This is a genomic window from Nostocoides veronense (assembly GCF_039531185.1).
GTDB lineage: Bacteria > Actinomycetota > Actinomycetes > Actinomycetales > Dermatophilaceae > Nostocoides_A > Nostocoides_A veronense.
In genome coordinates this window covers 1-11,205 of the sequence record NZ_BAAAPO010000040.1, presented here as the reverse complement: position 1 = coordinate 11,205, position 11,205 = coordinate 1, and the positions used below count along the sequence as shown (strand labels likewise).

General features: G+C 70.2%; 12 protein-coding genes. 6 read left to right on the top strand and 6 right to left on the bottom strand.

The features are described 5' to 3' along the window. Nucleotides 1–36 precede the first annotated feature (36 nt). Both ABD225_RS12760 and ABD225_RS12755 read left to right on the top strand, forming a co-directional pair. Nucleotides 37–789, top strand: a complete 753-nt coding sequence (locus ABD225_RS12760; protein WP_344085985.1) for a lysophospholipid acyltransferase family protein — start codon at nucleotides 37–39, stop codon at nucleotides 787–789. Nucleotides 790–818: 29 nt separating this feature from the next. Further along, nucleotides 819–1,685 carry an exodeoxyribonuclease III gene (locus ABD225_RS12755; RefSeq protein WP_344085922.1) on the top strand — a complete coding sequence of 289 codons (867 nt, stop codon included), beginning with the start codon at nucleotides 819–821 and terminating at the stop codon, nucleotides 1,683–1,685. 38 nt (nucleotides 1,686–1,723) lie between these two features. Here the strand turns inward: ABD225_RS12755 and ABD225_RS12750 are convergent, their stop codons facing one another. Genes ABD225_RS12750 through ABD225_RS12735 form a run of 4 tightly spaced genes read right to left on the bottom strand, consistent with a single transcriptional unit; the run spans nucleotide 1,724 to nucleotide 5,854 of the window. Next, nucleotides 1,724–2,263, bottom strand: coding sequence for an NUDIX hydrolase family protein (locus ABD225_RS12750; protein ID WP_344085919.1), 540 nt, complete (start codon nucleotides 2,261–2,263; stop codon nucleotides 1,724–1,726). After that, nucleotides 2,260–3,111 carry an ECF transporter S component family protein gene (locus ABD225_RS12745; protein WP_344085916.1) on the bottom strand — a complete coding sequence of 284 codons (852 nt, stop codon included), beginning with the start codon at nucleotides 3,109–3,111 and terminating at the stop codon, nucleotides 2,260–2,262. The genes ABD225_RS12750 and ABD225_RS12745 overlap by 4 nt, the downstream gene beginning before the upstream one ends. Next, nucleotides 3,108–4,766: an ABC transporter ATP-binding protein gene (locus ABD225_RS12740; RefSeq protein WP_344085913.1), complete on the bottom strand. Its 1,659-nt coding sequence runs from the start codon at nucleotides 4,764–4,766 to the stop codon at nucleotides 3,108–3,110. Before ABD225_RS12740 ends, ABD225_RS12745 begins: the two co-directional genes overlap by 4 nt. Beyond that, entirely contained in the window at nucleotides 4,763–5,854 is a 1,092-nt protein-coding gene (locus ABD225_RS12735; protein ID WP_344085911.1) for a CbiQ family ECF transporter T component, read from the bottom strand. The genes ABD225_RS12740 and ABD225_RS12735 overlap by 4 nt, the downstream gene beginning before the upstream one ends. 120 nt (nucleotides 5,855–5,974) lie before the next feature. Between ABD225_RS12735 and ABD225_RS12730 the strand changes: the two genes are divergently transcribed. Continuing rightward, nucleotides 5,975–6,352 carry a hypothetical protein gene (locus ABD225_RS12730; protein ID WP_344085908.1) on the top strand — a complete coding sequence of 126 codons (378 nt, stop codon included), beginning with the start codon at nucleotides 5,975–5,977 and terminating at the stop codon, nucleotides 6,350–6,352. A gap of 331 nt (nucleotides 6,353–6,683) precedes the next feature. Here ABD225_RS12730 and ABD225_RS12725 read toward each other — a convergent pair whose 3' ends face one another. After that, entirely contained in the window at nucleotides 6,684–7,169 is a 486-nt protein-coding gene (locus tag ABD225_RS12725) for a hypothetical protein (RefSeq protein WP_344085906.1), read from the bottom strand. Further along, on the bottom strand, nucleotides 7,166–8,761 hold the full coding sequence (locus ABD225_RS12720) for a prenyltransferase/squalene oxidase repeat-containing protein (protein ID WP_344085903.1): 1,596 nt from the start codon (nucleotides 8,759–8,761) through the stop codon (nucleotides 7,166–7,168). The genes ABD225_RS12725 and ABD225_RS12720 overlap by 4 nt, the downstream gene beginning before the upstream one ends. 324 nt (nucleotides 8,762–9,085) lie before the next feature. Between ABD225_RS12720 and ABD225_RS12715 the strand changes: the two genes are divergently transcribed. Genes ABD225_RS12715 through ABD225_RS12705 form a run of 3 tightly spaced genes read left to right on the top strand, consistent with a single transcriptional unit; the run spans nucleotide 9,086 to nucleotide 11,194 of the window. Continuing rightward, nucleotides 9,086–9,757: a hypothetical protein gene (locus ABD225_RS12715; protein WP_344085900.1), complete on the top strand. Its 672-nt coding sequence runs from the start codon at nucleotides 9,086–9,088 to the stop codon at nucleotides 9,755–9,757. After that, nucleotides 9,684–10,571, top strand: a complete 888-nt coding sequence (locus ABD225_RS12710; RefSeq protein WP_344085898.1) for a cell wall-binding repeat-containing protein — start codon at nucleotides 9,684–9,686, stop codon at nucleotides 10,569–10,571. Before ABD225_RS12715 ends, ABD225_RS12710 begins: the two co-directional genes overlap by 74 nt. Further along, entirely contained in the window at nucleotides 10,568–11,194 is a 627-nt protein-coding gene (locus tag ABD225_RS12705; RefSeq protein ID WP_344085895.1) for a hypothetical protein, read from the top strand. The genes ABD225_RS12710 and ABD225_RS12705 overlap by 4 nt, the downstream gene beginning before the upstream one ends. Nucleotides 11,195–11,205 lie beyond the last annotated feature (11 nt).

The window sequence follows — 11,205 nt, the reverse complement described above, 5'->3', positions numbered from 1 at the left end:
GCCCTTCCGCGCCGCCCGTCCCCTAGCCTGATGACCATGGAGCGGGTGTATGCACCAGTGATTGCGCTAGCCAGGACGGTCTTTCGCGCGCAGGGCCTGAAGTTCACGATCGTCGGTGCCGACAATGTGCCCCGCACGGGTGGGGCCGTCATGGCGATCAACCATCTGAGCTATTTCGACTTCACCTACGCCGGGCTCGCGGCGCAGCCGTCGAAGCGCTATGTCCGCTTCATGGCCAAACAGTCGATCTTCGAGCACAAGATCGCCGGGCCGCTGATGCGCTCCATGCAGCACATCCCGGTCGACCGCCAGGCTGGCGCCGCGTCCTACCGCGAGGCGCTGCAGGCGCTGAAGTCCGGGGAGATTGTCGGCGTCTTCCCCGAGGCGACCATGTCGCGCTCCTTCGAGTTGAAGCCCTTCAAGTCGGGGGCCGCGCGGATGGCCCGCGATGCCCGCGTGCCGCTGCTGCCGACCACCTTGTGGGGTGCCCAGCGCGTGTGGAGCAAGGATGTGCCGAAGAATCGCGGGCGCAGCCACATCCCGATCTTCATCGAGGTCGGCGAGCCGATCCCGGTGCCCAAGGGCAGCAATGTCGACGAAGCCAGCGAACGATTGCGCGCGGCGATGCAGGAGCAACTCGCGCGGCAGCAGGCGGCATACCCCGTGCTGACCGGCGACGACCTGCGTTACCTGCCGGCTCGCCTCGGCGGCACCGCTCCCACTTTGGAGGCGGCCGCCGCGCTCGACCTGCGGGATATGTCCCGCACCCGCGACGAGTTCAACTCTTGACCCGACCGCGCCCCGCATAGGATCGCGCGGTGCGGATCGCGAGTGTCAATGTCAACGGGATCCGGGCCGCGCAGCGCCGCGGGTTCGGCACCTGGCTGTGCGTGACGAATCCGGATGTCGTTGCGCTGCAAGAGGTTCGCTGCCCGGAGGCGGATCTTCCCCAGGACGCTTTCGGGGGCTACCACGCGGCCTATGATGCCGGGGCCCGCGCCGGCCGCAACGGGGTTTCCGTCCTCACCCGCGAGCCTCCGGCGGCGGTGCGGACCCTGTTGCCCGATGGGTATGCCGTGCCCGTCGCCCGCGAGTTGCGCCCCTTTGCCGACCAGGGCCGCTATCTCGAGGTCGACCTTGCGGATCGGCCGCTGACCGTCGCCTCCGTCTACGTTCCCAAGGGCGGCCTGCCCGCGCACCTGCAAAAGCCAGGCCGGATGCGCGAGGCGCCGGATGGCGGCGCGGCATACGCGAACAAAATGAGCTTCGCCGCCGGGCTGAGCCGCCACCTCGATCGCTCGCGTCGCGCCGCGGCGGCCAATGGTCGGGAGTTCATCGTGATGGGCGACTTCAATGTCGCGCACCGGGAACTAGATGTCGCGGCCTGGCGCCGCTCCAAGCAGGCGGTTGGATTCCTGCCGCAGGAGCGGGCGTGGCTCGAGGATCTGCTCTCGCCGCGCCGGTTGGTCGATGTGGTCCGTCGGCTGCACCCGGACCAGCCCGGGCCGTACACCTGGTGGTCGTGGATGGGCACGTCATATGCCGTGGACTCCGGCTGGCGGATCGACTACCACTTCGCGTCGCCCGGCCTGGCCCGGACGGCGACCCGGGCGTGGGTGGACCGTGAGGTCGATGGGGTTCGTATGAGCGACCACTCGCCTGTCAGCGTCGACTACGACTTCTGAGGCACCCCGCACGGCGCGGGAGAACTTCGTGGGGTGTCTTAGATGGCGTGACCGAGGTGGGCGAGGGCTTGACGAAGTAGGACGCCATGCCCGCCGTCCATCTCGGCGAGGACCGCCGGGTCGAGCACTTCATCCGGGGTCAGCCACGCAAGGTCGAGGGCGTCGCGCTGCGGAGCACAGTCGCCGGCGACCGGCACGATGAAGGCGAGCGAGACCGCGTGCTGGCGGGGGTCGTGAAAGGCGGTCACACCGGGTGTTGGAAAGTATTCCGCGACCGTGAACGGCAGCGGGCTCGGCGGGACCTGCGGCAACGCCACGGGGCCTAGATCCTTCTCGACATGGCGCAGGATGGCATCGCGGATACGCTCGTGGAAAAGCACTCTGCCCGAAACAAGTTCACGCTGGATGCGTCCGCCGTCGGACGCGCGCAGCAGCAGACCGATCGCGGTCACGCTACCGCCGCCATCGACGCGGACGGGGATCGCATCGACATACAGGATCGGCATCCGCCCCCGCACGGTGGTGAGTTCTTCCTGGCTCAGCCAGGACTCCTGGCTCTGGGTGTCGGGGGACGTCATGGGGCTGTTTCTACCATCGGGGGTGGCGCCTGGTCCTGCGCAGGGGTGAACTGCGCGGTCGCGTCGAAGGCCGCACGCCGAGCCACGCGTCGCAGTGCACCGAGCACGGCGGTGCCGGTGACCGCGATGAGCACGGCATTGGTGAGCGCGCGCCCGAGATCCCAGCCGAGGCTGGTCGCGAGTGAGAAGAGCGCGAAGCGATGCAGATTCTCAAGTGCGGGGGCGCCGGGGACGAACGACAGACCGGTGCCCGAGCCGATGGCGAACGGCCAGAAGGAGAAGTTGAGGAGCCAGCCGTATGCCAGCCCCGCCACCGCGCCATAGGCCGCGAGCAGGGCGATCTCGACCCGCCCGCGCGCACGAGGCAGCAGGCCGGCGCCCAGGCCCACCCAGGCGGCACCAAGCATTTGATAGGGCAGCCAGGGGCCGACGCCGCCGGTGATGAGCGCGGACGCGAAAAGTGTTGTGGCGCCGAGGACAAAGCCGAATCCGGGACCGAAAACCCGGCCGGCCAGGACCAGCAGAAAGAAGACGAGTTCGACCCCCGCGCTTCCCGCGCCCAAGGGTCGCAGAACGGCGCCCACCGCGGACAACACCCCGAGAAGCGCAACCGCCTTGACGTCCAATCCGCCCTCGGAGATCTCGGCAAGCACCACCGCGAGGAGCAGAGGCAGGAGGAGCGCAAAGACGAAGGGCGCGTCACCGCCGTGCGCGATGCCGGAACCGGGATCGACGATCAGGGGCCACCCGAAGGCGATCAGACCAGCAAGCGACACGAGAACGATGGCGGCGGTTGCCTTGGGGCGCAGACGAATCGCCGCGGTGGCAGGGTGGGGAGTGGGTGTCATATGGCGTTCCGCGGCAGGGCCGCCCGCACCTGGTCAACGGTCAACAGCCTCACGGGTGCGAGCACCTTGGCTACCTGAGGCGCGAAGGCGGGGGAGGAGGCGATGACGTCCGCGCTCGGGCCGTGGGCGACGATTTCGCCCTCGGCCATGACGATGACCTCGTCCGCCACGATCGCGACGAACTCCACGTCATGGGTTGAGACGACGACCGTATGTCCGTCGCGAGCCAGCCGACGCAGCGTGGCGGCGAGCCGGTCCTTCGCGGGATAGTCCAGTCCGCGCGTTGGCTCGTCGAGCAGGACCACCTCGGGTCGCGCGGTGAGTTGTACGGCGAGCACGAGGGCCAGCTTCTGCCCCTCGGAGAGGTCGCGCGGATGCCGCTGGTGGGGTATGCCGGGTGCCAAGTCCGCGAGCAGCGCGGAGCAGGTGCCGGGTGGCTGCCCTGACTCCTGGTCGGCCTGATCGCATTCTGCGCCAACGGAATCGAGGTAGAGCAGGTCGGTAGCTGACTGGGGGACCAAGCCGACACGGCTGCGGCGCTGCGGTGGTTTCAGCGATGCGGGATCCGTGCCATCGGCGAGGTGGACCCTGCCTGATGTTCTCGCACCAGTGCCGTGCAGAGCCCACAGCAAGGACGACTTGCCAGCGCCATTGCGTCCCATGAGAGCGGTCACGCTGCCTGCCGCGACGGCCAGGTCGACATCCGCGACGGCCCGAACTCGACCATGGTCGACGCGCAGGCCGCGCGCCGTCACCCCCGGGGCTGGTGACGCCGGTGCGTCAGGTGGGGGAGCCACCTCCGCGACCGTGGGAAACGCGCCCGCCAGCTCGCGACGCAAGGGGGCCGCGGCGCGCCGGGCGTCGCGGATGGTGACCGGCAGGGGCGACCACCCGGCATACCGGCCGAGCTCGATGATGGGGGGCGCGATGGCGCTGTCCGCGAGGATCTCGGCGGGAGAGCCGTGGCGGACTCGGCCGTCGGCGACCTCGACGAGGCGATCGGCATACTGCACCACGCGCTCCAGGCGGTGCTCGGCGATGACGACGGTGACACCCAGGTCGTGCACCAGGCGGGTCAGCGTCGCCAAAACCTCTTCTGCCCCAGTCGGATCCAGCGCCGAGGTGGGTTCGTCGAGAACGAGCAGGCGAGGATGCGTGGTGAGGACTGAGCCGATAGCGACCCGCTGTTGTTGCCCGCCGGACAGGTCCCGCAGGGGCGCGGCGCGCAGGTCGGCGATCCCGAGCAGATCGAGGGTTTCCTCGACCCGCTTGCGCATTGTCGCGGGCGGGAGCGCGAGTTGCTCCATGCCATAGGCAAGCTCTTCCTCGACGGTGTCGGTGACGAAGCCGGCCAGCGGATCCTGGCCGACGACGCCGACGACATCCGCCAGGTCGCGTGGGCGGTGGGTGGCGATGTCGCGACCCATGACCTCGACGCGCCCGGAGAGGCGGCCGCCCGTGAAGTGCGGGACATGCCCGTTGATCGTGCCGAGCAGGGTCGACTTGCCAGAACCGGTGCGGCCGATCACGAGGACGAGTTCACCCTCATCGATCTCTAGGTTCACGTCGGTCAGTGCAGGGGTTGCAGACTCGGGATAGTGCACCGAGACATTGCTGAAACGCACTGCGGCGCCGAGGGATTCGTATGCCGTCACGCCACCACCGCCTGCACGCGTTCGGGGCGCTGGCTGGTCAGCGGGGGAACCGGGGTAGCGAGTGCGGGCGCCGCTGCGGCGATGAGTCCGAGGATCACCGGGATCGGCAAGCTCGGCATGCCCAGCGGCTGCAGCGGCATAGCCAGCGCGCCGGGGGAGGTGCGCAGCGAGACGATAGACGCGGCGAGCGCTGTCAGGCCGCAGCTCACCGTGAGCCATTCGGCGCCGGACCACGGGTCGCGCCGGTAGATCGTCCGCGGCACGGCGCGGCCACCCGCCCAGATTCCCGCGATGCACAGGGCAGCGCCGATGGCGAGCACAGGGACCCCGAACGCTGCCGGACTTGTGCTGTCGAGGAGGCCATAGAGGCCGACGCAGGCACCGAGTAGGCCAAGCAGCGTGAGCCCTGACGTGAGCCGACTTGCGCTGGCGGTCCGGCGGCCATACCCGCGCCCGTCCATCGCAGCAGCGAGCGCCATCGATCGGTCCAGCGTGTCCTGCAGGACGGGCATAGCAATCCCTCGAAATGCTCTGAGCCGCAGGGATGTTTCGCCGCGCAGCGCCCGCGCCCGAGCGACCCGCTGCACACTTTCCGCCAGTTGTGGAGCAACCGTCACGGCGACGACGAGCGCCGCGCCGATCTCGTGCAAGGCGGCGGGGAAGACCTTGAGTAGTCGCTTGGGGCTGGCGAGCGCGTTCGCGGCGCCGATGGCGAGGATCATCGTGCCGAGCCGGGCGCCTTCGAGAGCCGCCGCCAGCAGGCCTTCGAGGTAGACGGTTCCGCCGAGTTGGATGCCTGCCGCCCATGAGGGCAGGTCGAGCGTAGGCAGGGGGAAGAGCCGATGCTGACCAAACTTCAGGCCGACGGCCAAGTGCAGGATCACGCGGGTCAAGACGATGACGGCGCCGAGGACTGCATACAGCCGGAATGCGCGCCCCCACGGCGACCCATCGCGGCGCGACATGACCACAAAGGTCAGAACGGCGATATGCCCAGCCAGCAGAACGGGATTCGTCGTCAGGCTCGCGCTAGCGGCGAGGGCGAGCGCCCAGATCCACCAGGCCGCGGGGTGCAGGTGCCGGACCACTACTGCCGGGCTCGGTCCCGCTGCCGGCGCGCCAGCAGCGCACCCCCGACAAAGAGAAGCCCGATTGCTCCACCGCCGGCGAGGATCGCGGCCGCGGGTGTCGAGCCCGTGGACGCGGGTATGCCGTTGCTCGCCTGCTCCGGGTTGCTGGTCCCGTCGCTCGCGCCGGGCGCGGGCGCGTTCGAGGTGGTGGTCTCGGTCGGTGGGTTCCCCGTGGTGGTGCGCGTGGTGGACGTGCTCGTCGTGGTGCGTGAGGTGGGGGAGTGCGTTAGGGCCGGCGGGGTCGGCGCGGCGGTCGACGTTGAAGTGCTGGCCGGCGGGCGTGTTGTCGAGGAACTGTTCGGTGCAGAGGATGTCGACGAGCTTGAGGAGCTTGAGGAGCTCGTGGTGGTGGGGGGGCTCGGTGGCGCCACCCCCGGCTTCCGACCGGCGCCGAAGGCCAGGCCGATCGCCTGGCCTGGCGCCGGATTCAGGCTGGCGGCGCCGGAGTTGCTGTAGCTCCAGCTACCCCCCGCTGAGGCCGTCCAGATGGCCCAGTATGCCGAGGCAGGCGGCGTCTGAACGCAGGCTTCGTCCGCGGGGGCGGGGAAGCCGTTGACACGGCATACGAAGCTGCCCGGAAAGCGCTGCGTGCCCTCCAGTCGGAATCCGGCCGCCTCGAGGGCGGCCCATGCGGTCGCGGGATCGCCACTGGCGCAACCGCTTTGGACCGAGCCGCCGAAGTCGACGATGACACTCACGCCGTCGGCGGAAGTGCAGGTGGCGGCTTGGGCGGCAGGGGCAGCGACAAAGGCGCCCACGCCGAGCGCGAGGGCGATTGCGTGTCGGATCATCTCGGCGGCGCCACTGTCGGCGGCTTGCCCGCGCCAAACGCCCAGCCCTCGACCGTGCCCGGCTTGGGGTTGTAGCTGCCCGATCCGGACGTCGAATAAGTCCACTTGCCGCCGCGCGGGGCATGCCAGTAGGACCAGTACTTCGTGGCGGGCGGCATCACGACACAGGCCTCAACCGTCGGGCTCGGCCGGTTGTTGATCCGGCACACGGCACCGGGGAAACGCTGCACCATCGCGACCGTGAAGCCCGCACCCTTGAGCGCCGCCAAGCCCGATGTCGGGTCGCCAGGGGCACACGAAATGCGTTCCGTCGCACCAAAGTCCACGACCACGGTCACTCCACTAGCGCGTGGGCATGCCGCCGGTCGCGCCAGGGAGGCATCGCTGCCCGCCGACGCGCCGGCCCCGGCGGACAAGCCGAAGCCGATCGCAGCGGCCGCCGTGGATGCCGCCATGAATCGGGTGGGAATGGCTCGGGTCATGGGTTCTTCCGTTCTCGTCGCAGGATGAGGGCACCAATGGCCGCACCCAGGAGGGCGAGACCCGCGGCGCCGAGCAAGGCAGGTGTGTTGCTGCGCTGCGCGGCGGCGGGCTGAGCGGCGGCCGTGGCGGGTGTTGTGGTGCTGGCCGTCGCGGGGACGGACGCGGTGTCGCTCGCGGACTGCGTGGCTGACTCGGTCGTCGTCGGGGTCGGCGCGGGCCCGCGCGTCGAGGTCGGCCCCATCGGCTGGCTGCTCGCCGACCGAGTACTCGATGGGCTCGGTGCGGGGCTGCTCGTCGCGGACGTGCTGCTGGTTGTGGACGTGCCGGTCCCCGTCGAGCTAGGAGTGGTCGTCACCGGCGTGCTCGTGCTGGTCGTGCTCGGGGACGTCGACGAGGTGGTGCTGGTCGAGCCCGGACCGGTCGACCACGTTGTGCTGCCGCCGGTGGTGGGCGGCGGCTGGGTGGGGGCGGGGTCACACGTACTCAACGGTTCGGCGGCCTGCGTGATGTCGGCATCCAGCAGGCTGTCGTCACCGAAGGCGAGCATCCCCTGCGCGGTCGCGCGCCGCTCCTGGTCGCTGGCCGTGGCGCTCGCGCCGGCCGCGACCAGGGCGTCGTATGCGGACCGGTCGTAGGCGATGGCGCCGCGCACACTCATCGGGGCATCGCAGCCGAGTTGGACGGACGCGAGGTAATCCCGGGCCAGACGCAGCGGTGCGTCTCGTCCGGCGACCTTGAACGCCATGCCCGCCAGGCCGGTGGAGTTCGTATTCACCCCGGTCGCGCCGATCCCGCCGCCCAGCCCGCCATCCGGCTGCTGACGCGCGGTCAGATAGGTCAGAGCCCGATCTGCTGCTTCGCCGTGGGAGCCGTCTGCGAGCAGGGCGACCGCCCCGAGCGAGGCCGCGTCGGGGTCGCTGGTGCACGGCTCCGAGCCGGGCGTCATACGCAGGCCACCGTCTGAGCATTGTTGTGCCAGAAGGAAATCCACAGCCGACGCCGAGGGCTTCTCGCCGATGCGGTGCAGGGCGATGATGGCTAGAGCTTGGGTGAAAGTGTTCGAGGTGTCGCCATATGCCGTGCGGTCCGCGAACCGCCCATCGGCGGCTTCGAGCCCCTGCAGGTCGGCGACGAGATCGCGCCCCCCGAACGAGCGTGCGTCTCGGCCGGCGGATTCCGCGAGGAGGGCCACCTTGGCGACCGGTCCGGCATACAGCTCCGTGGCGCCGAAGCTCGGCCCGAGATAGTCACCGAGCCGGGCTTCGACCGCCACAACCGACGCCACCGCCTGGGTCGGCCCGGACCGCACCGTGAGCAGACCGAGCACCGCGTCGGCGGTCACGCCGAGGTCGGGCTGGTCGGTGCCGGGGTAGTCCAGGAGACCGTCGCCCGCGGCCAGTTGCCGGACGAGGAAGTCTGCGCCGTCACCGCCGACCCCGATGGTCGGCGTCGGTCCGGACCCGGTGGCTGTTGAGGTGGACGTGGCAGCCCAGGCACGGGTCGCCCCCGCGACCGGCAGGCCGCCGACGACCGCGAGAGCGCAGGCCAGGGAGGAAGCCGACGCGGCGACGGTGACAGGCAGGCGCTGCACGGGCTCTCCGGCTCCTTCGCGTTACGTCGAGCCGGGCCGCTGCCAGGCCCTGCGTACCGCATACCTCGGCGGTGGACAGGACGACCGCGATCGACGAGGTGGTCCGGCTCGCCGCCACCAGGCGGCCTACGGTTGCGGGTCAGCGCCGGACTTCGACCGGCTTCCCCTCGCGGTTGCGGGGCGCCGCTATAAAGCGGCGCCACGGATGAGTCTAGCCCGCGCCCGCGGTCACACTCGCCGCGCCGGGGTCGTGGATGGCGGCCACCCGGTGCCCTAGGTTGGGAAGGGTCGGGACGGTCCGGCCTGATCAAACGGGGGTTTTACGTGCGAGGACAGCGCAGGGCGCTGGTGGTCATCGTCTCGACACTGGGTTTTGGGGTCGCCACCGCCCCCGCCAGTGCTGAGCCGGTGGCGCCCTTTGCCGCCGACCCTTCCGGTGAAGCACCCTGCCCCGAGGGCGCGTCCCGCACCGCGACCATCGACCGCGAGGGCTTCGAATCCGGCATCCCCGAGCCAGGATTCGCCAACGGATGGGTCAGCATCGGGACGTCGGCGCCCGAGGGCGCGCGCGCTGCCTCATCGTCGATCAGCGGCGCAGCCGACGATCCGGAGGACTACTTGTTCCTCACCCCGCGCCGAGCCAGCGGCGCGACCTATCTCGCGTTCGCTTCGCGCGGATCCTTCCGATCCGGGCACGGCATCATGGCCGTGAACTCCTTCCGGCTCAGCGTTCCGCCGTCCAGCGGCTGGTCGGGTCGCGTCGCGGATATCACCTCAGCCGTGGACGACGAGGACGGCTGGCTCACCCCATGGTTCTCGCACACCCGCACCACCGGCATCCCGGCGCGCTGGGATGTCGACAACATCCAACTCTTCACCTGCGCCCCGAACGCCACATCGCGGGTGGAGGGGAGCGACCGATATGCCGTGTCCGCCGCGATTGCCGACACTTTCGCCCCCGGGGACGCGCACCGCCTATGTCGCTCGTGGCGATAACTTCCCCGACGCACTGACCGGCGTCCCGGTGGCCGCCAAGGGGCACGCGCCGATCCTCCTCGTCCACCCGGACGAGATCCCCGCGACGGTTGATCGCGCTCTGAATCGATTGCGCCCCAAGCAGATTGTCATTCTCGGTGGCCCTGCGTCGGTCTCCCCGGCGCTCCAGGCGCGGCTGTCGGCATACACCCCGGGTCCGGTGACCCGGATCACCGGACCCGATCGGTATGCCGTGGCAGCAGCCCTCAGCAAGGGCGCCTTCCCCGACGGCTCACGAGAAGTTTTCGTTGCCTCCGGCGAGGTCTTCCCCGATGCCTTGTCGGCGGCCCCGCTCGCCGCCGGGGCGACCAAGACCGCGCCCGCCAGCCCGCTGCTGCTGACCCGAGGTGACGAACTGCCAGCCGTGGTGGCCACGGAAGTCAGCCGGCTCGCACCCCGCACAATCACCGTCGTCGGCGGGCCGCGGACCGTCTCCGGGGCGGTCCTCGACGCACTGCGGGCGACCGGCGCGAGCGTGACACGCGTCAGCGGTGACGATCGCTATGACGTGTCGGCCGAGGTGGCCGCCCGATTCGGTACTGGCGCCCTGACGGGCAGCTACCTGGCCTCCGGCGAAGTCTTCCCCGACGCCATCCTTGGCGCAGCCCTAGCCGGAGCACGCCACGAACCGCTGCTGCTGACGAGCGGGCGTCGGCTCCCCGCCGTCATCGCCGATGGCCTCGAACGGCTCCAAGAGGTCCGAGGGACCGTTGTCGGCGGACCCGCGTCGGTCGCCGCGATCGTGCGCGACGAATACGGAAGGACGCTGCCTTGAGGGCGATCCGAACCTTTGTCACCGGCGAAAGCGTGCGCGTGACCGTGCCCGACGCAAGCGCCCTCCCGGCGCCCGTGTGCAGCGCGGTCGTGCAGGCCGGCCGCCAGGAGCTGGAACTGAACGCTTCGCGACGCGCGGGCCGCGACTTCTTTCTCCGGGCGACCGGCTCGCCGCTGACGGGTTCGATGACCCTGCGTTCCGGTCTGCTGTTGCGCCATGGACCCCTCGGAGGCCGAGCCCGAAGCGGCCGTGTCTTCACCCTCGACGTCGGCCGTCACGATGTCTACGGCTCATGCGGTGCTCAGGTCTCACTCACGGAGCTGGCCTCGATCGTGCAACGAATCTCTCTCCGCGACAGCGCATCCGGAGCGGCTGCCACCTTGCGCACGGGTGTGTCCTGGGCCCGGCGCAGGCCGGCGTCGATCGCGCAGATGGTCGAACTCGGTGATGGCCAGGGCTTCCTGCTCGATATTCGCCAAGCCCGCTCTGGGTCGGCTCGCACCCAGGGCCTCGAGGTCGACGGGGGGCGGCTGAGCCGCAGCGGCGACGGCGAGCGGGTGCCTTATCCCGGATCCACCGATGACGTTTTCGATGTTGGTGCCGTGACGGCGAGACGCGGGTGATGGTGTCAGGG

Coding starts and splice junctions, on each gene's coding strand:
- ABD225_RS12760 (WP_344085985.1), top strand. CDS start 37: ATGGAGCGGGTGTATGCACCAGTGATTGCGCTAGCCAGGACGGTCTTT.
- ABD225_RS12750 (WP_344085919.1), bottom strand. CDS start 2,263: ATGACGTCCCCCGACACCCAGAGCCAGGAGTCCTGGCTGAGCCAGGAA.
- ABD225_RS12745 (WP_344085916.1), bottom strand. CDS start 3,111: ATGACACCCACTCCCCACCCTGCCACCGCGGCGATTCGTCTGCGCCCC.
- ABD225_RS12730 (WP_344085908.1), top strand. CDS start 5,975: ATGCCGTTGCTCGCCTGCTCCGGGTTGCTGGTCCCGTCGCTCGCGCCG.
- ABD225_RS12725 (WP_344085906.1), bottom strand. CDS start 7,169: ATGACCCGAGCCATTCCCACCCGATTCATGGCGGCATCCACGGCGGCC.
- ABD225_RS12710 (WP_344085898.1), top strand. CDS start 9,684: ATGCCGTGTCCGCCGCGATTGCCGACACTTTCGCCCCCGGGGACGCGC.